Annotated in this window: 21 protein-coding genes and 3 pseudogenes; 10 read left to right on the top strand and 14 right to left on the bottom strand. The window is 62.9% G+C overall.

Annotated elements, in window-relative coordinates; all coding sequences use genetic code 11:
• Positions 1 to 5: 5 nt before the first annotated feature.
• The 3 genes from ACS4RS_RS02825 to ACS4RS_RS02815 form a co-directional block, all read right to left on the bottom strand.
• Positions 6 to 1,442: an FAD-binding oxidoreductase gene (locus tag ACS4RS_RS02825; protein ID WP_449313863.1), complete on the bottom strand. Its 1,437-nt coding sequence runs from the start codon at positions 1,440 to 1,442 to the stop codon at positions 6 to 8.
• A 36-nt stretch (positions 1,443 to 1,478) separates the two neighbouring features.
• Positions 1,479 to 2,453, bottom strand: coding sequence for an L-threonylcarbamoyladenylate synthase (locus ACS4RS_RS02820; protein WP_439008811.1), 975 nt, complete (start codon positions 2,451 to 2,453; stop codon positions 1,479 to 1,481).
• A gap of 88 nt (positions 2,454 to 2,541) precedes the next feature.
• A complete protein-coding gene (locus ACS4RS_RS02815) occupies positions 2,542 to 3,150 on the bottom strand; it encodes a DUF6656 family protein (RefSeq protein WP_439008812.1) in 609 nt (202 codons plus the stop codon).
• Positions 3,151 to 3,555: 405 nt separating this feature from the next.
• On the opposite strand from ACS4RS_RS02815, the gene ACS4RS_RS02810 reads away from it, so the two are divergent.
• Both ACS4RS_RS02810 and ACS4RS_RS02805 read left to right on the top strand, forming a co-directional pair.
• Positions 3,556 to 4,800: an SRPBCC family protein gene (locus tag ACS4RS_RS02810; protein WP_439011765.1), complete on the top strand. Its 1,245-nt coding sequence runs from the start codon at positions 3,556 to 3,558 to the stop codon at positions 4,798 to 4,800.
• A 167-nt stretch (positions 4,801 to 4,967) separates the two neighbouring features.
• Positions 4,968 to 5,438: a BA14K family protein gene (locus ACS4RS_RS02805; protein WP_439008813.1), complete on the top strand. Its 471-nt coding sequence runs from the start codon at positions 4,968 to 4,970 to the stop codon at positions 5,436 to 5,438.
• Positions 5,439 to 5,502: 64 nt separating this feature from the next.
• Here ACS4RS_RS02805 and ACS4RS_RS02800 read toward each other — a convergent pair whose 3' ends face one another.
• Complete coding sequence (locus ACS4RS_RS02800; RefSeq protein WP_439008814.1) at positions 5,503 to 5,766, bottom strand: DUF982 domain-containing protein; 264 nt, start codon at positions 5,764 to 5,766, stop codon at positions 5,503 to 5,505.
• A 170-nt stretch (positions 5,767 to 5,936) separates the two neighbouring features.
• On the opposite strand from ACS4RS_RS02800, the pseudogene ACS4RS_RS02795 reads away from it, so the two are divergent.
• Positions 5,937 to 6,054 (top strand): annotated as a pseudogene (locus ACS4RS_RS02795) (BA14K family protein); the annotation flags it as partial.
• 179 nt (positions 6,055 to 6,233) lie between these two features.
• Here ACS4RS_RS02795 and ACS4RS_RS02790 read toward each other — a convergent pair.
• Positions 6,234 to 7,229, bottom strand: a complete 996-nt coding sequence (locus ACS4RS_RS02790) for a transporter (protein ID WP_439008815.1) — start codon at positions 7,227 to 7,229, stop codon at positions 6,234 to 6,236.
• A 223-nt stretch (positions 7,230 to 7,452) separates the two neighbouring features.
• On the opposite strand from ACS4RS_RS02790, the gene ACS4RS_RS02785 reads away from it, so the two are divergent.
• Entirely contained in the window at positions 7,453 to 9,231 is a 1,779-nt protein-coding gene (locus ACS4RS_RS02785) for an acyl-CoA dehydrogenase family protein (RefSeq protein WP_439008816.1), read from the top strand.
• 29 nt (positions 9,232 to 9,260) lie between these two features.
• Positions 9,261 to 10,016 (top strand): crotonase/enoyl-CoA hydratase family protein, encoded by a 756-nt coding sequence (locus ACS4RS_RS02780; RefSeq protein WP_439008817.1) that lies wholly within the window; start codon positions 9,261 to 9,263, stop codon positions 10,014 to 10,016.
• Here ACS4RS_RS02780 and ACS4RS_RS02775 read toward each other — a convergent pair.
• Positions 10,013 to 11,017, bottom strand: a complete 1,005-nt coding sequence (locus ACS4RS_RS02775; RefSeq protein ID WP_439008818.1) for an MBL fold metallo-hydrolase — start codon at positions 11,015 to 11,017, stop codon at positions 10,013 to 10,015. The genes ACS4RS_RS02780 and ACS4RS_RS02775 overlap by 4 nt on opposite strands.
• 83 nt (positions 11,018 to 11,100) lie before the next feature.
• On the bottom strand, positions 11,101 to 11,919 hold the full coding sequence (locus ACS4RS_RS02770) for an oxidoreductase (protein WP_439008819.1): 819 nt from the start codon (positions 11,917 to 11,919) through the stop codon (positions 11,101 to 11,103).
• Positions 11,920 to 12,005: 86 nt separating this feature from the next.
• On the opposite strand from ACS4RS_RS02770, the gene ACS4RS_RS02765 reads away from it, so the two are divergent.
• Entirely contained in the window at positions 12,006 to 12,455 is a 450-nt protein-coding gene (locus ACS4RS_RS02765; protein WP_439008820.1) for a winged helix-turn-helix transcriptional regulator, read from the top strand.
• Positions 12,456 to 12,511: 56 nt separating this feature from the next.
• On the opposite strand, the gene ACS4RS_RS02760 is transcribed toward ACS4RS_RS02765, so the two are convergent.
• Positions 12,512 to 13,762 (bottom strand): RsmD family RNA methyltransferase, encoded by a 1,251-nt coding sequence (locus tag ACS4RS_RS02760; RefSeq protein ID WP_439008821.1) that lies wholly within the window; start codon positions 13,760 to 13,762, stop codon positions 12,512 to 12,514.
• The gene (locus ACS4RS_RS02755) at positions 13,759 to 14,544 is read right to left on the bottom strand and encodes a TlyA family rRNA (cytidine-2'-O)-methyltransferase (protein ID WP_439008822.1); all 786 of its coding nucleotides are present in this window, start codon (positions 14,542 to 14,544) and stop codon (positions 13,759 to 13,761) included. The genes ACS4RS_RS02760 and ACS4RS_RS02755 overlap by 4 nt, the downstream gene beginning before the upstream one ends.
• Before the next feature lie 92 nt (positions 14,545 to 14,636).
• Here ACS4RS_RS02755 and ACS4RS_RS02750 point away from each other — a divergent pair, with 92 nt between their 5' ends.
• On the top strand, positions 14,637 to 15,629 hold the full coding sequence (locus tag ACS4RS_RS02750; RefSeq protein ID WP_439008823.1) for a DUF4424 domain-containing protein: 993 nt from the start codon (positions 14,637 to 14,639) through the stop codon (positions 15,627 to 15,629).
• 233 nt (positions 15,630 to 15,862) lie between these two features.
• Positions 15,863 to 17,802, top strand: a pseudogene (locus ACS4RS_RS02745) (methyl-accepting chemotaxis protein).
• A gap of 281 nt (positions 17,803 to 18,083) precedes the next feature.
• Here ACS4RS_RS02745 and dxs read toward each other — a convergent pair.
• Positions 18,084 to 20,000, bottom strand: coding sequence for a 1-deoxy-D-xylulose-5-phosphate synthase (gene dxs / locus ACS4RS_RS02740; RefSeq protein WP_439008825.1), 1,917 nt, complete (start codon positions 19,998 to 20,000; stop codon positions 18,084 to 18,086).
• Positions 20,001 to 20,288: 288 nt separating this feature from the next.
• On the opposite strand from dxs, the pseudogene ACS4RS_RS02735 reads away from it, so the two are divergent.
• A pseudogene (locus ACS4RS_RS02735) lies at positions 20,289 to 22,269 on the top strand (phospholipase D-like domain-containing protein).
• Between the two features lie 43 nt (positions 22,270 to 22,312).
• On the opposite strand, the gene ACS4RS_RS02730 reads toward ACS4RS_RS02735, so the two are convergent.
• The 4 genes from ACS4RS_RS02730 to ACS4RS_RS02715 form a co-directional block, all read right to left on the bottom strand.
• On the bottom strand, positions 22,313 to 23,236 hold the full coding sequence (locus ACS4RS_RS02730) for a pirin family protein (protein ID WP_184692974.1): 924 nt from the start codon (positions 23,234 to 23,236) through the stop codon (positions 22,313 to 22,315).
• 116 nt (positions 23,237 to 23,352) lie between these two features.
• Positions 23,353 to 24,120, bottom strand: a complete 768-nt coding sequence (locus ACS4RS_RS02725; RefSeq protein ID WP_439008827.1) for an SDR family oxidoreductase — start codon at positions 24,118 to 24,120, stop codon at positions 23,353 to 23,355.
• A gap of 149 nt (positions 24,121 to 24,269) precedes the next feature.
• Positions 24,270 to 24,521 carry an exodeoxyribonuclease VII small subunit gene (locus ACS4RS_RS02720; protein WP_003545921.1) on the bottom strand — a complete coding sequence of 84 codons (252 nt, stop codon included), beginning with the start codon at positions 24,519 to 24,521 and terminating at the stop codon, positions 24,270 to 24,272.
• 2 nt (positions 24,522 to 24,523) lie between these two features.
• On the bottom strand, positions 24,524 to 25,459 hold the full coding sequence (locus ACS4RS_RS02715; protein WP_439008828.1) for a histone deacetylase family protein: 936 nt from the start codon (positions 25,457 to 25,459) through the stop codon (positions 24,524 to 24,526).
• A 188-nt stretch (positions 25,460 to 25,647) separates the two neighbouring features.
• Between ACS4RS_RS02715 and ACS4RS_RS02710 the strand changes: the two genes are divergently transcribed.
• Positions 25,648 to 26,049 carry an acyl-CoA thioesterase gene (locus tag ACS4RS_RS02710; RefSeq protein WP_003588154.1) on the top strand — a complete coding sequence of 134 codons (402 nt, stop codon included), beginning with the start codon at positions 25,648 to 25,650 and terminating at the stop codon, positions 26,047 to 26,049.
• Positions 26,050 to 26,054: the final 5 nt, after the last annotated feature.

The following is a 26,054-nucleotide window of genomic DNA, read 5'->3' as shown; positions in this document are numbered from 1 at the left end:
CGCCCTTATGGATCGAGGCTGACGACCTTTCCCGGATTCATGATATTGGCCGGATCGAAGGCGCGCTTGATGCGGCGCATCAGTTCGATTTCGATCGCCGGGCGGATTGCCGCAAGCTCGTCGCGCTTCAACTGGCCGATGCCATGCTCGGCCGAGATCGAGCCGCCATGCGCCAGCGCCAGTCCATGCACGATGTGGTTCATTTCGCGCCAGCGGGCGATGAAGGCAGCCTTGTCGGCGCCGACCGGCTGGGAAATATTGTAATGGATATTGCCGTCGCCCATATGGCCGAAGGCGCAGATGCGGGCTCCGGGCATTGCCGCCAGGACCGCTTCCGCTGCCTCGGCCATGAAATGCGGGATCCGCGATACCGGCACGGAAACATCGTGCTTGATCGACCCGCCTTCGGGCTTCTGGGCGTCCGACATGCTCTCGCGCATGTGCCAGATCGCCTTCTGCTGCGCCACCGATGAGGCGATCGCTGCATCGAGCACCAGTCCGGCCTCGAAACCCTGTTCGAGCACGCCGTTCATCATCCGCTCCGCCGTCTCGGCCGAATCCGAAGTAGAAATGTCGATCAGCACGTACCAGGGATAGGCCGCTTCAAGCGGATCGCGCACGCCGTCGATGTGACGGGTGGTGATTTCGACACCGAAGCGCGGCATCAGCTCGAAACCGGTGAGCGAGGTTCCGCAGAGGCTGGAGGCAAGGTTGAAGAGACCAAGCGCATCCGCCACCGAATTCAGGCCGGCGAATGCCACCTGATGGCCGAGCGGCTGGGGAAACAGCTTCAGCACCGCGCCGGTGATGATACCGAGCGTGCCTTCGGCGCCGATGAAGAGGTCGCGCAGATCGTAGCCGGTATTGTCCTTCTTCAGGCGGCGCAGGCCGTCCCAGATCTCGCCGGTCGGCAGCACCACTTCGAGGCCGAGGCAGAGCTGGCGCATATTGCCGTAGGCCAGCACCGCCGTGCCGCCGGCATTGGTGGAAAGGTTGCCGCCGATGCGGCAGGAGCCCTCGGACCCGAGCGACAGCGGAAACAGCCGCCCATGCGCTTCGGCCGCCTTCTGCACATCGGCGAGGATGGCGCCGCCGTCGGCCACCAGCACGTTCGCCACCGGATCGACATCGCGGATTCGGTTCATACGCTCGAGCGACAGGATGATGTCGGACCTGCCGGCACGCGGCGTCTGGCCGCCGACGAGCCCGGTATTGCCGGTCTGCGGCACGATTGCCGTTCCGGTCTCCGTCGCAAGCTTCATGATAGCAGAGACTTCTTCGACCGAGCCGGGTTTCAGCAGGAGAGGGGAGGAGCCATGATAGAGGCCGCGGTTTTCGATCAGGTGCGGGGCAAGATCGGCCTCGCCCCGAAGCGCATATTTGTCGCCGACGATGGCTGCGAAGCGGTCGAGACGTTCGGTGGAAATGCCGGTGCTGTTCATCGGGGTCGGTCTCCTCGGTCGATTTGATCGGGTCTGTCAGTCGCGTGGAGCCGCCGCCCGCTGCAGGCGGTCGTTGATCGCTTCGCCGAGCCCCTCTTCGGGAATGGCCGAAAAGGCGATGCTCGAAGCCCCGCTGGCATCGGCCCGTTTCATATAGTCGAAAAGATTGGCCGCCGCCTCGGCCAGGTCGCCGCGCGGGCTGAGATCAAGCACGATCCGGGCGCCGTCTGTGCCGGAGACCGCAGCACCGCCAAAGGCGATCAGCGCTTCGCCGGGTTCGACCGTCGTCGCATTGAGACGCACGGACGCGCCCGGCGCGTAGTGCGAGGCGAGCATACCAGGCGCTTCGATCGCCGCCGATGCCGTTTTCGCCCTGAGCAGCGGCCGTCCTGCGACACGCTCGATCTCGCGCGCCGCCAGGCCGCCGGGCCGCAGCAGCCTCACCCGGTCGCCCTCCACCTTGACGATCGTCGATTCGACACCGACGGTGCTTGGCCCTGCATCGAGGATCAACGGGACTTTCGCCCCGAGATCGGCCTCGACATGGGCCGCACTCGTCGCGCTGATTGCGCCAGACGTATTGGCGCTGGGGGCCGCGAGCGGCCGCCCAAAGGCGCCGATCAACGCGCCCGCAAAACCTTTCGGCACGCGCACCCCGACGCTGTCGAGCCCGGCGGTCGCCAACGAATGGATCGGGCTTTGCGGTTTCAGCGGCAGCACCAGCGTCAGCGGGCCTGGCCAGAAGGCTGCGGCGAGCGCCCGCGAGACGGGGTCGAATTCGGCATGCTCTTCGGCCATGGCAAGATCGGCCATATGGCAGATCAGCGGGTTGAAACGCGGCCGTCCCTTGGTCTCGTAGATGCGGGTGATGGCCGCCGGATTGGTGGCGTCGGCGGCAAGGCCGTAGACGGTTTCGGTCGGGATAGCGACGGCAAAGCCGTCGGCAAGAGCGGCGCAGGCCGCCTCAAGCGCTGCCCGCCTGTCTGCCTCTATGTCGATGATACGTGCCATGTGCTGCCCGATGCTTTGGTCCCGGCAGTCATTAGGCTTTCCGCTGCCTGCGATCAATCGCGTTGTTGGCCTCACGCCTCAGTGCGCGTTACAGCTGGCGGATGATTTCGCGCAGCTGTTCGTTGCGGGCGCCGAGCAGCAATATGTTGCGGATCGCCGCCTGCGGATCATGGGTGCGGAACAGCAAGCCGTTGCCGCGTACCGACCGGTCGATGGTCATCTTTTCCTGGGAATCTTCGCCCGCTTTGATGGCGACGGCGAAATACATGCGGGAATAACCGACATCGATCCGTTCGAAGAAGTTGTCGTTCTCGCCGATATCGGAATAGAAATTGGCGATGTAGAAGGCCCAGCTGACCTCTTCGTAGTGAGCGAACTTCGTCCGTGCTGCGGTGACGTGGCAATAGCCGAGATGCGGGCTGTCCTCCAGCGTGCGGTGGAAGATCATCTTCGGAAACTTGATCGAGTGGTGAAAGCCGTTGATGTGCTGATGCGTCTTCTCGCCGGCCACCTGCAGCTTGCGGCCGGTTTGGGCGGCGACCTCATCATGGCTGAAATAGCGCTTTTCCTCGGCCAGCCAGTGCCGTCGCTCGCGAGGAATGCGGCCGGTGCGCAGGAATTCGGAATGCGCGGCAACCAGCTGCGGTTCCTGCGATCTGCTTGCATCTTTCGCGTCGAAATAACGGAGTTTGGCCATGGTTCGCGTTCTTCGGTCGGTCTGAATCAAAAGCAGGATAGGGCGGTATGCTTAAGGCGGTGTTAAAATCACCCGGCAGCCGGCCGGCCGGAAAGCCAATGCCGGCAGATGTCGCAAACGCGACGGGCACCTATACCGGCCGGCTTACCTCTTTGCGCAACGGGTCTTTACGCCATGTCGCAATTGACGATAATTGCCTGCAGAGTCGGGCGATGCGATCGCCCTGAACGGGCCGCTTGCATCCTGTCGTCAATTTCGAAGCCGATGTCGCATTACAACCAAGCGGCAGAGATGCCAGATGATTAAATGGTCGCCATGAACAATTCTCCCGAAGGAGAAGGAAGCGGGCGCGCTTCCGCCGGCCTTCTGCGTAAGGGCGGCAACCGGGTTCACGAGGACATGAAGATGGATATTCGCAGCAACGTTTTGCGTCAGCTCAAGAACCGCCGGGAGGGCTTCAGCCTCGAACGGCCGTTTTATATCGACGAGGACTATTTCCAGCTCGACATGGAGATGATCTATTATCGCGACTGGCTGTTCATCGGCCATGATTGCGAACTGCCGAAGCCGGGGGCCTATTTCACCGTCCAGATCGGCAGCTATCCCGTCGTCGTCGTCCGCGGCCGGGACAATGTCATCCGTGCCTTCCACAACAGCTGTCGCCATCGCGGCTCGCGCGTCTGCACCAAGGAGCACGGCTCCTCCGTGCGTCTCGTCTGCCCCTATCATCAGTGGACCTACGATCTCGAAGGCAAGCTCGCCTTCGCCCGCCACATGGGCGATGATTTCGACAAGACCGGCTTTAACCTGAAGCCCGTCCATTGCGAAGTCGTCGCAGGCTATGTCTTCATCTGCCTTGCCGACACCGCTCCCGACTTCCAGCCGGTGCGTGACAAGATCGAGCCCTATGTCGCCCCGCACCGGATCAGCGAGAGCAAGGTCGCCTTCCAGAGCACGATCATCGAGAAGGGCAACTGGAAGCTTGTCTGGGAAAACAACCGCGAGTGTTATCACTGCGCCGCCAATCATCCCGAACTCTGCCGCACCTATCCGGAAGCCCCGAGTGTCACCGGCACGGATGGCGGCGCCGACGATCCTGAGATCGCCGGCCATTGGGCGCGCTGCGAGGCCGCCGGCCTGCCGAGCAAGTTCCAGATGTCGCCCGACGGCCAGTTCCGCACCGCCCGCATGCCGCTGATCGAAGATGCCGAGAGCTACACCATGTCCGGCAAGCGCGCCGTTACGCGTCCGCTCGCCGACGATATCTCGATCAGCCATATCGGCACCATGCTGCTCTTCCACTACCCGACGACGTGGAACCACTTGCTCGGCGACCACGCCATCTCCTTCCGTGTGCTGCCGCTCAGCGCCAACGAGACGGCGGTGACGACCAAATGGCTCGTCCACAAGGATGCCGTCGAAGGCGTGGATTACAATCTCGAGGAACTGACCCACGTCTGGACCGAGACCAACGACCAGGACCGCCGCATCGTCGAAGAGAACGCCTTCGGCATTCATTCTCCGGCCTATGAACCCGGCCCCTATTCTTCCCTGCACGAGGGCGGCGTCATGCAGTTCCTCGAATGGTATTCCAACTTCATGGTCAACCGTCTGCAGGGCGATCAGGCGAAAATTTCCGCCGTGGCCTGATTACTTGTCGGAAGGCGGGCGTTGAGCGCCGTTCGTCCCGGTTAATCTCCGGTTCAGATCGATTTCTTTAAACATACGAAAGCAGCCGGCCCCGGCGGCTTTCGGAACCATTCCGGCACGAAAGCGTTGCTGAGCAGGCGGTTATCGCTGTTGAATGGGAGAGAATGATGTTCGGTTTGAGTAACAAGATTGCGACTGCAGTTCTGGCTGTCGCCGTCGTTCTTACAGGCTTCGCGCCGTCGCAGGCAATCCAGATGCCGACCGCCCCGCAGGTGGAAAAATCCTCCACCGTCGAGAACGTCCAATACCGCCGTTACTATCGCCGCGATTATTACCGGCCGGGCTATCGCCCCGGCGCCTATTATCGGCCCGGCTATTACGGCGGCTATCGCGGATATAGCTATTACCGTCCGGGCTATAGGCATTATAACGGCTACTGGTATCCGCTCGCCGCCTTCGGCGCCGGCGCGGTTATCGGCGGCGCCATTGTCGCCCAGCCGCGCTACGTTGCGCCCGCGCCCCGCATGGGTTCAAGCCATGTCGCCTGGTGCGCCAACCGCTACCGGTCCTATCGCGCCTACGACAATACGTTCCAGCCCTATAACGGCCCGCGCCAGCAGTGCTATTCGCCGTATTGATAGGTCCCAAATGCTGCCCGTCACCCTAACCCTCTCCCCGCAAAACGGGGAGGGGCTGCGAAAATCAGTGAACGGCGGTGATCACCGAAATGCCAGCTTCGTCGGCGGCACGGATAAGCGCTGCTCGTGCGTCCTGAGCCGGAATTTCCCCATAGATTGCAGCCCGGCACGCCCTGATCGCAATCAGATATTCGTCTCCATCCTCAATCGGCCAGCCAACCGTCAGCATCTCGGCAGCCTGCACAAGGCTTGCAACAAGCTTGTATTTTTCCGGCCCACTCACAACGAGCATCAGAGGGGCAAACTCTTCGGATGTGCACCATTTCATGACATTAAGTCTCCCCACGGTAAATATATTAGTAACCGTGCAAGAACTGTTCCGTGCGAGATGGCGGCATGAAGCAGTTGGCCACTGGCCGTCGATCGCTGAGATTGCCGGCGACCGCCGAGGCCGAGCATCAGAGGGAAAGCCGTCGCAAGGCTGAATGTGGCCGCAGGCCCCGTATGGGTTCCAGCCACCTCGCCGGGTGCGCCAACCGCACCCGGTCCTCGCGCCTACGACAACACGTTCCGGCCCTTTAATGGGCCGCGCCAGCAGTGCTATTCGCCGTATTGATGTGAGCTCGAGGCGAGTTGCTTCGACGGAGGAGTTGGCCAGAAGTCACCCACCCTCCGTCATCCTCGGGCTTGACCGCCTTGAGCCGAGGATGACGGAGGGTGGGGTAAGCTCGGCGGCAAGCACCGTGACGTTTGCTGGAATAGCAGCGATTGCCAGCGCCCACCCACCACTCCCATTCAAAGAATATCCACCCGCCGCAGCAGCCACCAGGCGAACGCAATCGAGGCGACGATGAGGGCGACGGCGTATTCGGTGCCGTAGTCGCCGACGGCGAAGGGCAGGTTGGCGGTGTTCATGCCGAAGAAACCGGTCACCAGGGTCGGCGGTAGCAGGAAGGCCGTCATGATCGACAGCAGATAGAGGTGGCGGTTGGTTTCGGAGGATTGTTTCGAATCGATTTCTTCGTGCAGCAGGCGGGCCCGATCCTGCAGTGCGTAGATGTCGTGGTCGACCGTTTCCAGCCGGCTCGTCAGCCGCCGCGCCACGTCGTCGAAGCCGAAGGGCATCTCGTCCTCGTCGGTTGCCGCCGCGCGGCGCATCAGCGCCAGCACCGTGCGCAGATGCCGATGTAGCCTGACCACGGTTCGCCGCACCGGCGCCAGCCGCCGGCGTTCGTCGCGGGGCGCATTGTCGTAGACGAAATCCTCGATCAGGTTCAGCTCGTCGGTGAGCTCGATGACGATCGCGATCAGCGTGCGCTGAAACTCGATCACCAGCAGTTCGAACAGATCGACCGGCCGTGAAAATTTGCCCGGATTCTTCTCGATCAGCGCCCGCGCCCGCTCGACGCTGCGCAGCGGCTGCAGCCTGGTTGTGATGATGAAGCGGTCGGACATGGCGAAATGCAGCCAGCCGAGATTGTTGGTATCCTCAGCGAAATCGCGCTGGCAGTCGACAAGCGTGCCGTAGAGCATCTGCTCGTCGACGGTGATGGTCGCATGCGTGTCACGCGTCGTCAGCGCCGATTTCGCGTCCTCCGTCAGCCCGGTGAGTGTGTCGAGCAATGCCGGCACGCGGGCGTCGACCAGGTTGAGGTGTAGCCAGTAGAAACAATTGTCGGCGGTCAGATCCGCCACCGTCGCACTGTTGTTCAGCCGCACCGCGGTCTTTTCATCCGGCGAGAAGCGATAGGCCCAGACGAAACCGGGGATGTTGACGGGCAATGTATCCATTGGTCGCCGATCCTTTGCGAAGGCGATGTCGTTTTCGGAGGTTTCCCCCCTAGAGAGTCTTCATGACGGCTATTTGTGCAAGGGTGCAAGAGCGCGGCGCCGTTTCAGTCGAATTATGGCATGGCAGGCCGGCAAATCGAAATTGACGTTTACGTAAAAATCAATTAGCCCTTTGCCACGGAGGGCTTTGCGCGCGATGCAGGCCGGTCCTGCGGAGGAAACAATGTATAAGGCGCCCGTCGAGGAAATCGCGTTCACGTTGAAGCATGTAGCCGGCATGGGCGAAGCGATTTCACAAGGGCTTCTCGGCGATCTCGGCGAAGATCTGGTCGAGGCCGTGCTCTCCGAGGCGGGACGTTTTGCCACAGAGGAAGTGGCGCCGCTCGCCGACATCGGCGATCGCCAGGGCGCCCGTCTGGAAGGCGGCGAGGTCAGGCTGCCGGATGGCTGGCGCGATCTCTACCGCAGCTGGATCGCCGGCGGCTGGAACGGCCTGACGGCGCCCGAAGCCTTCGGCGGCCAGGCCCTGCCGCATATGCTGAATGTCGCGGCGTTGGAAATGTGGAATTCCGGCTCGATGGCCTTCGCGCTCGCCCCGACGCTGACGATGGGCGCCATCGAGGCGGTCAGCACCCATGGCAGCGCCGCGCTAAAGGAAAAATATCTGGAGAAGATGGTCTCCGGCGAATGGACCGGCACCATGAACCTGACGGAACCGCATGCCGGCTCCGATCTCGGCGTGCTCAAAGCCCGCGCAGAGCGCCGCGCCGACGGTAGCTACCGCGTCTTTGGCCAGAAGATCTTCATCACCTGGGGCGAGCATGACGCGGCCGACAACATCATCCATCTTGTGCTCGCCCGCCTGCCGGATGCGCCGGCCGGCACCCGCGGCATCTCGCTCTTCCTGGTGCCGAAATTTCTGGTGAACGACGACGGCTCGCTCGGCGCCCGCAACGATCTGTTCTGCCACTCGCTGGAGCACAAGCTCGGCATTCACGGCTCGCCGACCTGCACGATGATCTATGGCGACGGCCGGTTCGGCGACGAAAAGGGTGCGGTGGGATGGCTGGTCGGCGAGGAGAACAAGGGCCTCGCCTGCATGTTCACGATGATGAACAATGCGCGCCTGGCCGTCGGCATGCAGGGCGTGGCGATCGCCGAAGCCGCCACCCAGAAGGCTGTCGCCTATGCCAAGGAACGTACCCAGGGCAGGGCGCCCGGCTGGAGCGGGCCTGGCATGAGCCCGATCGTCGAACATCCCGATGTCGCCCGCATGCTTCTCACCATGAAGGCGCTGACCCAAGGCGCGCGCGCCATTTCCTATGCCTGCGCCCACGCGATCGACATGTCCCACCGGACCGGCGACGTCAGCCGCCACTGGCAGGAGCGCGCCGCGCTTTTGACCCCGATCGCCAAATCCTTTTCGACCGATGCCGGCGTCGACGTCGCCTCGCTCGGCATTCAGGTGCATGGCGGCATGGGCTTCATCGAGGAGACCGGTGCGGCGCGTTATCTGCGCGACGCCCGCATCGCGCCGATCTATGAGGGCACCAACGGCATCCAGGCGATCGACCTCGTCACCCGCAAGCTGCCGCTCTCCGGCGGCGAGCAGGTGAAGGGCTTCATCGCCGAGCTGAAGGAGTCTGCCGAGAGCGTCCGCCGCTCCAATCTCGATGGTTTCGGCGAGACCGCCGTCAGGCTCGACGCAGCGATTTCAGATCTCGAAGCGGCGACCGACTGGCTCACGAAGATGCTTGCCGACGGCAAGGCGGCCGAGGCGCTTTCGGGCGCGACACCCTATCAGCGCCTGTTCGGCCTGGTGCTCACCGGCTGTTATCTCGCCAAGGGCGCTCTCGCCGAAAGCGGCGATGGCAGGGGCGAGGGCCGCGTCGCGCTCTGCCGCTTTGCCGCCGAAAACCTGCTCGCCGAGACCGCAGCCCTTCGCGACCGCGTCGTCAATGGCGCGGCAAGCCTTGCCGCCGCCCGCATCCTGCTCGCCTGAGGCGACCCCATGACCTCTGAGGACATCCAATGACCGATCACATCATCGTCGAGCAGCCTTCCGCCCATCCCGGCGTCCAGCTCATCCGTTTCAACCGGCCGGAGAAGAAGAACGCCATCACCCGCGCCATGTATTGCACCATGGCCGATGCGTTGAAGGCCGCCGATGCCGATCCCGCCATCCGCGCCACCGCCTTTCTTGGCACCGAAGGCTGCTTTTCCGCCGGCAATGATCTGAACGACTTCCTTGCCGCCGCAGTTGGCGGCGGTGGCCTCGAGCAGGAGATCCTCGATTTCCTCTATGCGCTGGTGAAGGCCGAAAAACCTGTGATCTCCGGTGTCGACGGTCTGGCGATCGGCATCGGCACGACGATCCACCTCCATTGCGACCTGACGATCGCCTCGAGCCGCAGCCAGTTCCGCACCCCCTTCGTCGATCTGGCGCTGGTGCCGGAGGCGGGTTCGAGTCTCGTTGCGCCGCGCCTGATGGGCCACCAGCGCGCCTTCGCCCTGCTGGCGGCCGGCGAAGGCTTTTCGGCCGCCGAGGCCAAGGACGCCGGTATCATCTGGAAAGTGGTCGAACCCGGTGAGGTCGATGCCGTAACGCTGGCGACCGCCGCCCGGCTCGCCGCCAAACCGCCGGAAGCGCTGCGCATCGCCCGCGATCTTATCCGCGGCGACAGCGGCGAGATCATCGCCCGCATCGACGAGGAGGCGCGCCACTTCTCCGCCCGCCTGAAAAGCGCCGAGGCCCGTGCCGCCTTCGAAGCCTTCATGCGTCGCTAGAGCATGGGCACATCGAAGACCTCGCCGGCCCTAAGCGGCCGGAACCGGTCCGCGGGAATATCGTGCTCGCGCATTGCCTCTTGCAACGCCCTTACCGGTGCGTCGACCGCCTCATCTGTCAGTTGGAATGTCGCGAAGTGATGCCCGGCCACATAGGCCGCATTCGCCAACCTCATCCCCATCACCGCCTCCTGCGGATTCTGGTGCTGGCCTTTCATGAACCATCGCGGCTCATAGGCACCGAAAGGTAAAATCGCCAAGCGAAAGCCGCCATGCTTCTGCTGCGCCGCTTTGTAATTGGTGCCTTGGTGAAAGCCCGTATCCCCGATGTGATAGATCTTTCCAGCCGGGGTCGAGAGGACGAACGATGCCCAGAGCGCCATCCGGCGATCGCCGCCGCCGCGGGCGGACCAATGATGCGCAGGCTCGGCATCGATGCTGATTCCGGCGTGCGCGATGCGTTCGCCCCAGTCCATCGACGTTGTTTCCATATCGGGCACGGCGCGGCGGATGATCGTGTCGTTGCCGAGCGGCGTCACCACACGCGGCCGGTGCTTTGCATGCAACCGCTTGAGCGTTGCGATATCCAAATGATCATAATGATTGTGTGAGACCAGCACGAGATCGATCGGCGGCAGATCATTGAACGCGATGCCCGGTTGGACGACGCGTTTGGGGCCGGCAAAAGTGAAGGGGCTGACGCGCTCCGACCATACCGGGTCGGTGAGAATATTGAGACCGGCGACCTGCACCAGCAGGGTTGCATGGCCAACCATGGTCACCCGCAGATCCTCACCGTGGACACGTGTATCGGGTTTGGCCGCCGCGTATGGACTTGGGACCGATCTCGGCCAAGGCTGACGGCCGCCGCCGAATTGCCACCGCAGCAGATCGCCGAAACCAAGCGGCTCGATACCGTCGGGATTGAAGAAATGCGTGCCGTCGAAGTGATCGGACACCGGGCCGTCATAGTAGGGATTGCGGCTTTTGGTCTTGCGCATTCGGAAGCGGTTTCCTTCGCCTGGAACAGGTTCAGATTTTAGGCCAGGTCGACCGGGATCTGAACCTGCTCCAAATTAAAGACTTACACGGAGGCAGGAAACTCGTTGACCTTGCGCAGGAGGCTGTCGACCAGCCGCTCCGGCAGGAAGCGGCGAAGCGAGCGGACCTGGCGCGACTGCTTGCCGGCGGAATAGCGCAGCTTCGGCTTCCTGGCGGTTGCGGCTTTCACGACTATGTCGGCGACGACCTCAGGTGCATCGCCCGCCTCCATCCACTTGCGCATCAGGGCCTCGCTCCGGCTCCGCTCCGACTCGTAGACGGCAAGAGGCTGATCGACGCGCGTCAGGTTCTCCTCGAAGGATGTTTTGGTGACGCCGGGTTGGACGAGAACGACACGGATGCCGAAGTTGCGCACTTCATGATCGAGGGATTCGGAATACCCCTCGATCGCATGTTTCGTCGAGGCATAGAAGGCGTTGTACGGAGATGGGATAAGTCCGAGGATCGAGCTCATATTGACGATCCGTCCGCTCTTCTGCTTGCGCATGATGGGCAGCACGGCGTTGACGACGCGGGCGACGCCGAAAAGGTTGACGTCGAAAAGGCGCTGGGCCTGGTCGATCGACGATTCTTCCGCGCCGCCGAGCAGGCCGATCCCGGCATTGTTGACGACGAGGTCGATCCGGCCGGCCTGTTGCATGATCTCGGCAATCATCGCCTCGACCGAGGCCTTATCCGTCACGTCGCAGATCAGCATGGTAATCCCGGGCTTGCCGGCAACCTGTTTGCGGCTTGTCCCATAGACGCGATATCCGGCTTTCACCAGGGTTTGGGCGGTGACAAGGCCAATGCCGGAGGAAGCACCGGTCACCAGGGCGATGTTTTTGGTTCTGTCGATCATGCTGTCAGCTCTCATTTGAAGTGGATCATTGGCTGACGCTGTGTTACTATCTTTTCGATATCGTGTCACTATCGAAAAGATACCTAATGAAAAATGGTTCAATTCCTCAGTGCCCGGTCGCCCGGGGCCTTAAATCTGTGGGCGATGCGTGGAGCATTCTGGTCTTGCGGGACGCACATACCGGCCTGACCCGGTTCGACCAATTCAGGAAGAGTCTCGGCATCGTGCCGACCATGCTCACCAAGCGCCTCAAAGCGCTGACCGACGATGGCCTGCTGGAAAAGCGCCTCTATTCCGAGCGGCCGCCGCGCGAGGAATATGTGCTGACGGAAGCGGGCCGGGATTTCCTGCCGGTGCTGATGATGATCGGAGCGTGGGCGCATCGCCACTGCGATGGCGAACTCGCCCGCTATGTCGATCTCGAAACCGGCTCGGAGATCGAGCCGATCGCAATCGATGCGGTGACCGGTGCCAAACTCGGAACGCGGGCAATGCGGCTGAGTGCCGGCCAGGAACGGGACTCCGGCGACCAATAGATGGAGGGCGTCGGCCCCCTCGACATTGACACGGGGGCCAGCCGACGGCGGCCTGCCTATTTCTCCAGCGTTGCTACCACCTCGACATGCGAGGTCCAGAGGAACTGGTCGATCGGCGTCACGCCGGTGATCCGGTAGCCGCCCTCGACGAGGATCGCGAGGTCGCGCGCCAGCGTCAGCGGGTTGCAGCTGACGGCGGCGATCTTTTTCACGCTCGAGCGGGCAAGCTCCTTGCACTGGAACTCGGCACCGGCGCGTGGCGGATCGAAGACGACGGCGTCAAAGGGCTTGAACTCCTGCGTCATCAGCGGGCGGCGGAAGAGATCGCGTTTCTCGATGCTGACCGGTTTTAGCCCCTGCGTATTGCGGGCGGCATGGTCGAGGGCGGCGAGCGCCTTTGCTTCGGCTTCCACTGCATGCACGCGGCCGATCCGCGCCAGCCGCAGCGAAAACGTGCCGGCGCCGGCAAAGAGATCGGCGATCCGTTTGGCCTTGCCGGCATGGGCAAGCACCAGTTCGGCCATTGCCTCTTCCGCCGGCTTGGTTGCCTGGGCGAAGCCGCCCGGCGGCGGTGAAACCTGGACATCGCCGAAATCGATCAGCGGCTTTGATGGCTCGATGAGGATTTCGCCGTTCAGCGAGACACGGGCGATACCGCGCAGGCTGAGCACGATCTCGACGGCCTTGCGCCGCTGCGGGTCGGAGAGTTTCTTCACCTCGTCGACCGCGATGTCGAGGCCGGACAGCGTTTCCAACACGGAGACGCGGAAGGGTTCGGCATTGGTCGCGAGTGCTGAAGCAATCGCCCGGATCGCCGGCAGCCGGGCGACGATGCCCGCCGACGAGATGGGACATTCCTCGATCGCGACGATATGATGGCTTTCGGCCTGATTGAAACCGATCAGCATATCCTTCTCGGTCTTGCGCGCCGCAAACACCACGCGTCGGCGCTCGCCCGGCCGAGCCGGCACGATCTCGCCGACATCGGGCGTCAGCCCCTTCGATCTGAGTGCATCGATGACCAGCTGGCGCTTGAAGGCGCGGTAGGGACTATCGGCCATATGCTGTAGCGTGCAGCCGCCGCAGGTGCCGTTGACGCCATCCGGGCCGAAATGCCGGCAGGGCGGCTCCTGCCGGTCGGGCGAGGGCGTTGCGATCGACATGATCGTGCCCTGGCTTTTGACGCGGGCGATCGCCACTGTTTCTCCCGGCAGGGAGAATGGCACATAGACAGGTCCGCCGGCGCTGCCGGCAATGCCGTCGCCCTGTGCGCCGAGCTTTTCGATGGTAACGGTTTCGGTGCTCACGGTTTCGATCCTGCAAGAAGAAATTCCTGATTGCCGTCGCCGCCGGAAATCGGGGAGGGGATTAGGCCGAGGCTTTTCCAGCCCATATCCTCGATGAACCAGCGCTCCAGTTCCGCAGCGACGGCGGGCGCGGACGAGGGGTCCTTCAACAGTCCGCCCTTGCCGATCGCCTCGCGTCCCGCCTCGAACTGCGGCTTGACTAGAAGCACGGCGACAGCACCCGCTTCTGCGATATAGAGAGCCGGTGCCAGCGCCAGCTTCAGCGAGATGAAGGAGACGTCGGAAACGATGAAACCGGCGGGCTCGCCGATATCGTCGGCCGTCAGGTTGCGGGCGTTGAGGCCTTCCATGTTCGTCACCCGCGGATTGGCCGAAATGCGCGGATGCATCTGCCCATGGCCGACATCGATCGCCGTGACATGCGCGGCGCCGCGCTGCAGCAGTACCTCTGTAAAGCCGCCGGTGGACGCGCCGATATCGAGACAGTGATGGCCGGCGGGATCGAGCCGAAAATGGTCGAGCGCTGCGGCAAGCTTCAATGCCGCGCGCGAGACATAGTCCTGCGCCGGGTCGTCGATCTCGATATTGGCGTCGTCGCCGATGAGCGCGCCGGCTTTCGTCACCACCTGGCCGGCGATCCGGACGGTGCCGCGTTGCACGGCGTCGCGGGCCCGCGAACGGCTGGCGAAGAGGCCGCGGGAGACGAGAAGTTGGTCGAGGCGTTGGCTGTTTTGATCGGACATCGGCTGTGAATGACCGGCAAAGCCGCCGGTTGCAAGCATTTTGTTCCAGACAGCGTCATTGACCCTCGAAAGCTTTCGGCGATAATCCTGCCGCGGCGATTACGGGGCGGCCGCAGGCACGGGGGTGTTTTATGCTGAAGCTCTTCACTCTTCTTGTCGCGGCAGGAATCGCATCGCCGGCGCTGGCGAACGATACCATGGCCGAGGTCAAGACCGGCGGGCTGATCTTTGCCCAATCCGACGATGTCAGCATGGTGCAAGAGGATCTCTTCATTTCCGCTTCTGAGGTGCGGGTCGATTACGTGTTCGAGAACACGTCCGACAAGGATGTCGAAAGCCTGGTCGCCTTCCCGATGCCCGACATATCAGGCCAGGTGGACAACAACTCGGCCATCGCAGATTATGACAGCGACAATTTCCTGCATTTTTCCACCGTGCAGGACGGCATGCCGATCACCGCCAAGCTGCAGCAGCGCGTCGTCTCGCTCGGCATCGACGTAACCGATGAACTCGCCAAAAATAAGATTCCGGTCCTGCCTTACAGCGACAAGACCCGCGACGCGCTCGCCAAGCTTCCCCAAACCATCCGGAAGGACTGGATCGCCCGCGGCCTGATCTATCCGATGGCAGGGGCCGATCTGGTGCCGCTCTGGACGCTGCGCTCGACCTATTGGTGGCGCACCACCTTTCCGGCGAAGAAGAGGATCAGCGTCGAGCACCGCTACCAGCCGGCCGTCGGCGGGACGGTCGCCATCAGCTTTCTCGAAAACGGCCAGCCGAAGGGTGAGCGTTTCGAGGAGTATTCCCGCAAATACTGCCTGGACGCAGACTTCGTCAGGGTCGCGCAGCAGCATGCTGCGGAAGCCGAGACGAACGGCGCCAACTACACCGAAAGCTGGATCTCCTATGTGCTGTCGACAGGCGCCAACTGGGCGGGGCCGATCCGGCGCTTCCAGCTGACGATCGACAAGGGCAAGCCCGGCAGTTTGATCAGCTTCTGCGGCAGCAATGTCGAGAAGATCGGCCCGACGACCTTCCGCATGACGGCCGAGGATTTCGATCCCGCCAAGGACTTCGACATCCTCATCCTCAATCCGCCGGAAGCGGAACCGAAGACGCCTTAATTTAAGCATTTTAATCAGGGCCTGGGCCGGTGCTGCGGCGCGCAATTTAAGCAAATCTAAAGCCCGGCCGCATAGCTTCGCCTCGATTGCAGCGGTTCGTTTGGACCGCTCGGCGCCATGACGGCGCAAGCGTTTCAACGCCGATCATGTTCTCAGTTTCAAACATCCCTGCGGTTGCGCCTCAAGCGCGACCCGCTTTCGCCGCGTCGACTGTCGTCAGGAGAAATTCACCGATGTCCGCCAAAAACATATCCTTGAACGGGAAGCTTGCAGCCACCTTCGCAGCCCTCATTCTTATTTTCGTCGCCGTTTCCGCCTTCGTTTATTCCAAGGCGACGGCGTCGGCCGCCGCCTCCGCCGAGCAGGAAAAGTCCGAGCTGCTCGTCAACCAGATCGATGATGCGCTGCAGGCGATGCTCGAGCAGGCCGTCAACCTGCGCGGCTTTATCCTCTTCCGCAGCGACAGCACCTATGGCGATGTCTTCGCCAACCGCGAGCGCATGCTGAAGGCGATCGCCGCCGCCAAGCAGACAGCGGCTGGCGAGCCGCAACTGGTCGAGATGATCGACGGCATGCAAAAGGCCGCCGACCTCTATTTCCATGAACTGGCCGAGCCGCAGACCAAGGCGCGCAAGGAAACCGACATGCCGATCGAGGACGTCGTCAAGATCGGCGTCAACGCCACCAAGGGCCAGCTCGACGGGTTCCGCCAGGCCTCGGCGAAGATCAAGGCCAGCGCCCGCGAAAAGTCCGAAGCGCTTGCTAAAATCCGCGCCGATGCCAACAGCGATCTGAAAACGACGCTGCTGGCCGGCGGTATTATCGCCTCGCTTGCCGCCGCCGTGCTCGCCTGGCTGATGTCGCGCACCATCGTGCGCCCGATCGTCGGCATGACGAGCGCCATGGATCGCCTCGCCGGCGGTGAAAACGATATCGAGGTCCCGGCGACCGACCGCGGCGACGAAGTCGGCCGCATGGCCCGGTCAGTGCTGGTCTTCAAGCAGGCGGCGATCGAGAAGCTGCGCCTTGCCGGCGAGGCCGACCGCATGCGCGGCGACGCCGAACGCCAGCGCCGGGCAAGCGACGAGCAGAAGGCCCACGAGGAAGGCGAGATCCGCCATGCCATCGACGCGTTGGCCGGCGGCCTTGCCGAGCTTGCCAATGGCGATATGGCCGGCCGGATCCAGACGCCGTTCGCTCCGCAATATGACAGCCTGCGCAATGACTTCAACCATGCCGTCGAAAAGCTGCAGGCGGCCCTGCAATCGGTCGGACGCAACGCCTCGGCGATCAATGCCGGCGCCGGCGAAATCCGCTCGGCCGCCGACGATCTTGCCCACCGCACCGAGCAGCAGGCCGCCGCCGTTGAACAGACCGCGGCAGCGCTCGAGCAGGTGACGACGACCGTCCGCGACAGCGCCAAGCGCGCCGAGGACGCCGGCAATCTCGTCGAGCGCACCCGCCTCGGCGCCGAGAAATCCGGCGAAGTCGTCCGCAGGGCCGTTTCCGCCATGCAGCAGATCGAAAAGTCTTCGGGCGAAATCTCCAACATCATCGGCGTCATCGACGACATCGCCTTCCAGACCAACCTTCTGGCGCTGAACGCCGGCGTCGAAGCCGCCCGTGCCGGTGATGCCGGCAAGGGTTTTGCCGTCGTTGCCCAGGAAGTGCGCGAACTGGCCCAGCGCTCAGCCAAGGCGGCGAAAGAGATCAAGGCGCTGATCACCACATCGGGCGAACAGGTCGTTGCCGGCGTTTCCCTCGTCGGCGAGACCGGCAAGGCGCTGGAAGCAATCGTCGCCGAGGTGCAGGAGATCAACCACCACGTCAGCGCGATCGTCACCGCCACCCGCGAACAGTCGATCGGCCTGCAGGAGATCAACACCGCCGTCAACAACATGGACCAGGGCACCCAGCAGAACGCCGCCATGGTCGAGGAGCAGACGGCGGCAAGCCATGCGCTCGCGCAGGAGGCAAACGCGCTGGACGAATTGCTGCACCAGTTCAAGCTCAGCCAGACGAGGCCGGACGCCGCACCGCGCGCGGCCGTTGCGAACGCCCGCCCGGTCGCTTCTCCGGCCCGCGCGCTGGCCAACAAGGTCACCAAGGCCTTCGGCGGCCGGCAGGCAAGTGCCGCGGCGTTGCGGTTCAGGAAGACTGGACGGAGTTCTGAGAGAGCGCTTTCCTGGAAGGGAAGAATGTCAAGTGAAGAAGGCGGCGCGGTAGTGCCGCCTTTTTTATGGGAATAAGCTTCTGTTAGGTCTGTCCGACCTCGCGGCCCCCTCATCCGCCCTACGGGCACCCCCCCGGGGTCGAGCCGCAGGTCTCGCCCTGTCCTTCGGACCCCCGAGGGAGAAGAGGGAGTCGAGACATCGCCGCAAATTTTTTCTCCCCAGCGGGGAGAAGGTGCCGGCAGGCGGATGAGGGGGCCGCTCGGCACACCTCACAATTCACCTATCCCGCAACCCCAACCGCAACCCCGCGCCCAAGCGCCCGGAACACCGTGGAAACGATCCCCGCGCGGTCGAGGCCGGCATGGGCGTTCATCGCTTCGGGCTTCGCCTGCTCCATCCAGATATCGGGCATGACGAGCGAGCGGATCTTCAGGCCATTGTCGAGCAGGCCTTCGCTCGAGAGATACTGCATCACCTGGCTGCCGAAGCCGCCGACCGAGCCTTCCTCGACGGTGATCACCATCTCGTGGTGGCGGGCAAGCTGGCGGATCAGGTCGTGGTCGAGCGGCTTGGCGAAGCGGGCATCGGCGACCGTCGTCGAAAGGCCGGCGGCATCGAGGTCTTCGGCGGCAAGCAGACAATCGGCAAGCCGGGTGCCGAAGGAGAGCAGCGCAACCTTGGTGCCTTCCTTGACGATGCGGCCCTTGCCGATCTGCAGGATTTCGCCGCGCGCCGGCATGTCGATGCCGACACCTTCGCCGCGCGGATAACGGAACGAGATCGGCCCGGCATCATAGGCGACAGCCGTGCGCACCATGTGCTTGAGTTCGGCCTCGTCGGCCGCCGCCATCACCACGAAGCCGGGCAGGGTGGTGAGGAAGGCGGTGTCGAAGGAGCCGGCATGGGTCGGTCCGTCGGCGCCGACGAAGCCGGCACGGTCGATCGGAAAACGCACCGGCAGCCCCTGGATCGCCACATCGTGCACGACTTGGTCGTAGGCGCGCTGCAGGAAGGTGGAATAGAGCGCCGCAAACGGCTTGTATCCCTCAGCCGCAAGGCCGGCGGCGAAGGTCACGGCATGCTGCTCGGCAATGCCGACATCGAAACAGCGCGACGGAAAGGCTTCGGCGAGCTTGTCGAGGCCGGTACCGTTCGGCATGGCGGCCGTGATCCCGACGATCTTGTCGTCGAGGGTGGCTTCCTGCACCAGCGCTTCGGCAAAGACGCTGGTATAGCTCGGCGCATTCGGCTTCACCCTGGCCTGGGCGCCGGTGATGACGTCGAACTTATTGACGCCATGATATTTGTCGGCAGCGGCTTCCGCCGGCGGATAACCCTTGCCCTTCTGGGTGACGACATGGATCAGCACCGGTCCGCGCGCATTGTCGCGCACGTTGCGCAGCACCGGCAGCAGATGGTCGAAGGAATGTCCGTCGATCGGCCCGATATGATAAAAGCCCATCTCCTCGAACATGGTGCCGCCGGTGACATAGCCGCGCGCATGCTCGACGGCGCGGGTGATCGCCCGGTCGATGTTCTTGCCGAGATAGGCCGTCAGCTTCTTGCCGAAATCACGGAAGCCCATATAGGTGCGGCCCGAAGCGAGGCGGGCAAGATAGGCGCTCATTGCGCCTGTCGGCGGCGCGATCGACATGTCGTTGTCGTTGAGAATGACGATGAGGCGCGCATCGAGCGCGCCGGCATTGTTCAGAGCCTCATAGGCCATGCCGGCCGACATCGCCCCGTCGCCGATCACGGCGATGACGCGCCGGTCGTTCTTGTCGAGATCGGCGGCGATCGCCATGCCGAGGCCGGCCGAGATCGACGTCGAGGAATGCGCCGCCCCGAAGGGGTCGTATTCGCTCTCGGCCCGGCGGGTGAAGCCGGAAAGCCCGTCTTCCTGGCGCAGCGTCCGGATCCGGTCGCGCCGGCCGGTGAGGATCTTGTGCGGGTAACATTGATGGCCGACATCGAAGATCAGCCGATCGTCAGGCGTGTCGAAGACGCTGTGGATGGCGATCGTCAGCTCGACAACGCCGAGACCGGCGCCGAGATGACCACCGGTGCGCGACACCGCATCGATCATTTCGTCCCGGACTTCGCGGGCAAGCTGCGGCAGGTCGCGATCCTCGAGCTTGCGCAGGTCGGCGGGGTAAGTGACCTGATCGAGCAGGGGGGTCTTCGGCAGTTGTGTCACGGGCGGGCGCTCTTTCTTACTTTTCCTTGTACCGCTTTATTCGATTAGAACGAGGCAAAACAAGTGATTTTCAGGAACCGAAGGTTTTCACCTTAGAGCATGGCGGAAAAATGTGTGAGCGGTTTCGGGAGATATCACATTCTATTTCTGTGCGTTGCATTCGACTGATCTTGGCCGGTTCCGCCCTGTTTTTCCGAGCGGCGATCGAACGCGCGAAGAGGCCGGCGAGCAGCTTGAATATGACACGGAATGGTAGCAGAGTTGCCGCGCTCACTGGGGAGAGGGGCCATGGGATCGATTGTTGCAGCGCATGCCTATGTGAACAACGAGGTCGCCTATGTGGCCTGGGACATAGACGCCAAGATCGATGGATGCCTCGGGTTCGAAGTCGTTCGCGTCTATCTCGACGAGCAGGGAAATGTGTCGAAAAGACCCGATGGCAACGAGGACCGGGTGACGTGCGCCGCCTGGGTCGCCTTCAAGGGACAGCGCAATCCGCACTGGCTGCCGCAGACGACATCGCTCTGGCCGGTGCAGAAGCTCTCCTGGCGCGACCTGACGCTGCGCAAGCGGCGCAACGAAATGCGGCGGCGGCCGGACGAGGTGCGGGTGCGCTACGAAATCCGCCCGCTCGGCGATTTGAAGCCGGGCATGACAGCCGCCCCGGATCCGACGCCTGCGCTTGTCGAGATCAACAAGCGGGATGCCAACGGCAAACCGATCAAGAAGGCAGACGGCACCTACGAGAAAATCGCGGTCAAGGCCTATGACGGGCCGCCGCGGCCGCTTGGTTATCTCGGGCCGGCTGTCGCCTCCAACCCCGTCCATGTGACGCGCAAGCGCGGCCAGTTCGAGTCCACCTTCACCAATGGCATTCTCGCCGCCCAGTGGTTGCGCAACGTCCTACTGGAGGACGGGGTGAAACAACCGAACGAGCTGATCGACATGATTTCCAATCCGTCGAACGGCATCCGCAAATATCTTGCCGGCGACGTCATTCTGATGCTCAAGGAATTCATGAATGCGCCGGGCCGTTTCCTCGTCGCCCTTTACGAACTGGAGGACGAGGAACTGCTGGAGCTGCTGCTTGCCAACAAGGACAGGCTGCGCATCATCCTCGCCAATACCGGAAAGGTCGGGGACGCCTGGGATGTACGCAATGCGCCTGCGCGCAAGGCACTGATCGATGCAGGCGTCGAGATCCATCACCGGATGTTCAACAATTCGAGCCAGATCGGCCACAACAAATTCGTGGTGCACATACCGCCGGATGGTGCAGAGCGCAGCGGTCTTCACCGGCAGCACCAACTGGACGGCGACCGGGCTTGCCGGCCAATCCAACAACGCGCTGATCGTCAGGAACGATGCGGTCGCCGCGGCCTATGTCGCTTATTGGGGGCGGATGCTGGAGGACAATGCGACGCTGGAAGCGCCGGTCGAATTCGATGACGGCATGCCCGACAACCAGCAGAGCAAGGAATTCCGCCGCTCCAACGAAACGCCTTCCATTATACCCACAGCCAACGGGGTTTCGCTTGAAACCTGGTTCTCGCCGAACATGCAAAGCCGCAGAAAAGGCAAGGCAATTCCGCCCGACCTCCGCGAGGTCTATCGCCTGATGCGCCGTGCCCAGCATGCGGTGCTGTTTCTTGCCTTCTATCCCGGTCAGTCGGGCAAGGATTGCATCGTCGGCGAGGCGATCGATATCGGCCTCAAGGATCAGAAGCTGATCGTCACCGGCGCCGTTTCCAGCCCGCAGGCCATGCCCAATTACGTCGCCGGCAAGGACAACGATCCCGACGATCCGGATGACGATGAAGAGGGCGTCTCGCCCCATACCTTCGACGAGGCCAATGTCTCTATCGTTCGGGCGTCGCGCATCGATGACCGCCAGTTGCTGGCGGATTTCGGCGCGGAGGAACTGACGGCCAAGAAGGTGGGCGCCATCATTCACGACAAGGTGCTGGTGATCGATCCTCTGTCGGACGAATGCATCGTCGTCCTCGGCAGCCACAATCTCGGCTTCAAGGCCTCCTACGCCAATGACGAAAACATGCTGATCGTCAAAGGCGACCGGGCGCTGGCCGAGGCCTATGCCGTCCACGTCCTCGATGTCTATGACCACTATCGTTTCCGCGCCGTCGAGGCCGAATTGAAGCGTCAGGGCAAGAAGGGCTGGTCGGGCTTTCTCAACGTCGACGACAACTGGCAGGACGGCTATATCAACCGCACGAAGGGTGCGCTGACGCGGTATTTCGCGGCGGGTTGAAATACGGGGGCAGGTGACCGGCGGCGGCCGATCATTGCCGCCGTCAGCCTTCCGGCAAAGGCACGAATTCCTCTTCGTCGCCGGGAACGATATCGAAGCGGCCGCTGCGCCATTCCTCTTTGGCTTTTTCGATCCGCTCCTTCGAGGAGGAAACGAAATTCCACCAGATATAACGTTTCGAATTCAGCGCCGCACCGCCGAACAGCATCAGGTGGCAGCCGTCGCTGCCGGCTTCGAGCGTGATCGGATCGCCCGGCCGGAAGACCAGCAGCTGATCGGCGGCGAAGCGGTCGCCTGAGATGACGACCTCGCCGGAGAGCACGTAGACGGCGCGCTCTTCATGCGCTGCGCCGAAAGGAAATTTGGCGCCCGGCTGCAGGTCGAGATCGACATAAAGCGTGTCGGAGAAAACCCCGACCGGCGACGTCATGCCTTCGAACGAGCCGATGACCACGCGCCCGCGCACGCCTGCAGTCTCGATCAGCGGCATGTCGGACTTTTCCGTATGGGCGAAGGCGGGATCGATCTCCTCCTTGTCGTCGGGCAGCGCCAGCCAGGTCTGCAGCCCCGACATCAGCAGCGGATGGCCGCGCAGATTGTCGGGCGTGCGCTCCGAATGCACGATGCCGCGACCGGCCGTCATCAGGTTGATATCGCCGGGACGGATGACCTTTTCGGTGCCGAGGCTGTCGCGATGGCGGATCTCGCCGTCGAAGAGATAGGTGACCGTCGACAGCCCGATATGCGGATGCGGCTTCACGTCGAGTGCTTCATTCGGCTTCAGGATCGCCGGCCCCATCCGGTCGAAGAAGATGAACGGCCCGACCAGTCGCCGCTGCCGCGTCGGCAGCGCCCGCCGCACCTGGAAGCCGCCGATATCGCTTGTGCGCGGAATGATCAGATTCTCGATCGCATCACAGGCGAAGGCATCGCCGGGCAGGGGATCTTTACCGGGAAAGAAGGACATGGTGGAACTCTCCGATCTGAGGCGCCGCTGCATCATTTTGAATGATGCGGCTTCGCACTGCCCACAAATAGCGCTTGGAGCGCCGCGCGTCCAATCGGGCGCGGAGCCCGCCCGTCTCAAATCGCGGTAAAACCGTTGTCGACGAAAAGATGGGCGCCGTTGACGAAATTCGACTCGTCGCTGGCGAGGTAAAGGGCGGCCCGCGCCACGTCTTCGGGCTCGCCGATCCGCCCCTGCTGCGCGGCGATGGCGGCGTCCGAAACGTCGACGCCGAGCGCCTGTAGGTCGGCCACCTCGCGCAGGCCGTGCGGCGTGCGGATGAAGCCGGGGCAGACGGCGTTGCAGCGGATGTTGCGGTCGCGGAATTCCACGGCGATGGCGCGGGCAAACATGTGCACGGCGCCCTTGGTCGTGTCGTAAAGCACTTCCATCGGCGTGGCGGCGACCGCCGAGATCGACGAGGTGCAGACGATCGACCCGCCGCCTGCGGCAATCATTTTCGGCAACGCGGCCTTGGTCATCAGGAACATCGAGCGCACATTGACGGCGTGCAACCAGTCCCATTCCTGAAGCGTCGTTTCCAGGAAGGGTTTGATGACGATCGTGCCGGCATGGTTGAAGAGCACGGTGACGGCGCCGTAACGTTCCTCGACGCCCGCGACGGCTGAATTGACGGCCGCTTCGTCGGAGACGTCGGCCGTCCAGCAGTCGGCCTCACCGCCGGCATCACGGATCTGCTTGACGGTCTCGGCCGCCGCTTCTCCATTGCGGTCGATGATCGCGACGCGCGCGCCTTCCGCCGCAAAGAGCTTCGAGGCTGCACCGCCCATGCCGGTCGCGCCGCCCGAGATGATGGCGACCTTGCCCTTCAATCTGTCCGTCATGTTTCTGTCCCCTCATGATATTGGAAGGGGATCATAGATCGGCCGCAAGCCGGTCGCCAAGCGCCAAAAGGCGGCTTTAGCGACTTGTTTTCATCCATTTCTTTATCCCGGAACCGCTGCACACTTCCGGGCGACATGCACCGGCGCCCTCAGGCCCCGTCGAGCGGTTCGACGCCCTGCGGCTTGCCGGCGCGGTCGAGCCTGATCTTTTCGATGCGGTTTTCGGCGGCCGAAAGCAGCGTCTCGCAATGTTTCTTCAGCGCTTCGCCGCGCTCATAGATCTCGATCGATTCATCAAGCGCCACGTCGCCGCGTTCCAGCCGGGCAACGATGCTTTCGAGTTCGGCGACCGCCTTTTCGAAGGAAAGGCCGGATACCTCCGGCTTGGCGCTGTCAGTCATTCTCAACCCTTCATCATTCTCAGAATATGCATGCCCGCCGATTCGGCGAGCCCCTCGAGATCATAACCGCCTTCGAGCAGGCTGACGACCCGGTTCTTCGCGTGCCGGTCGGCCAGTTCGAGCACGCGGCCGGTCGCCCAGTCGAAATCCTCGCCCGTCAGGTTGATCTGCGCCAGCGGGTCGCGGTGATGCGCGTCGAAGCCGGCCGAGATGATGATGAGATCCGGCCTGAAATCGGCAACGGCCGGCAGCACGCGCGATTTGAACGCCTCGCGGAAATGGTCGCTGCCGACATTCGGCGAAAGCGGCGCGTTGACGATGGTGTTGTGCTTGCCCTTCTCGTCCTTGGCGCCGCTGCCGGGATAAAGCGGCATCTGATGCGTCGAGCAGAACAGCACCGAGGGGTCGTCCCAGAAGATATCCTGGGTGCCGTTGCCATGGTGCACATCCCAGTCGATGATGGCGACGCGCTCGGCGCCATGCCGCTTCTGCGCATGGCGGGCGGCGATCGCTGCATTGTTGAAGAAGCAGAAGCCCATCGCCGTCATCTTCTCGGCATGGTGGCCCGGCGGACGGGCGGCGACGAAGACATTGTCGGCGGCGCCGGAAAAGACGTCGTCCACCGCCGCCATCGCTCCGCCGATGCCGGTCAGCGCCGCCTGCAGGCTTTTGGGGCTGGCATAGGTATCGGCTTCGAGCTGGTTGATCCGGTCCTCTTCCTCGGGAATCTCCCGCATCACGGCTTTGAGATGCTCTTCCGGATGGGCCAGCAGCACCGCATCCTCGCTTGCTTCAGGCGCCTGCCGGCGCTCCAGCCGCTCGAAATTCGGATGTTCCAGCGCGACATTGATGGCGCGGATTCTGTCCGATCGCTCCGGATGACCGGCGGGCGTGACATGTTCCAGGAAGATCGGATGCTCATAAAGACGGGTGCTCATGGAGACACTCTATCGGTCGCTTATGTCATGTTCCACAGCAGATGGGGCATCGCCCGACGATTTCAACAAGCGCGCCTGCGCCCCATCTCGCCGCCGCCGGCATTATAAATTCCTGTCATCTCAGCCGTTTACTTCGAAAAACCCCGTGCTACTGTCGTCAACGGGGAATTTTGTAGGCAGAGTTGTTGATGAGTCAGTCGAAACGCCCGGGTGTAACGGAAATACATGTGCCGTTTCGCGATGTCGATATGACCGGCCAGATGTTTCTGGCCTCCTATATTTCCTATGCCGAATCCGTCATTGCGAGCTTCTGGTTAGCGCGGCCCGAGGTCGAGGACGAACCGGTCTATATCGCCAGCAAGATTACCTGCGTTCTCCACCGCCCGCTGCATTACGACGAGCCGGCCCTTTTTACCGCCGCCGTCGATAAGATCGGCGTGCGCTCCATCGGCTTCATCGTCTCGATCGATACGGGGGAGGAACGCGCCGCCGAGGTTGAGATCATCTGGCAGGCCCGCGCCCAGGAGGATCAGCAGCCGGTGTCGCTGCCGGAGGAGACGCGGGACTGGCTTTATGGGTTCTTGGATTAGGACAT

This window comes from Rhizobium sp. F40D2, from assembly GCF_051810745.2.
Lineage (GTDB): Bacteria > Pseudomonadota > Alphaproteobacteria > Rhizobiales > Rhizobiaceae > Rhizobium.
This window is presented reverse-complemented; position numbering and strand designations above follow the sequence as displayed.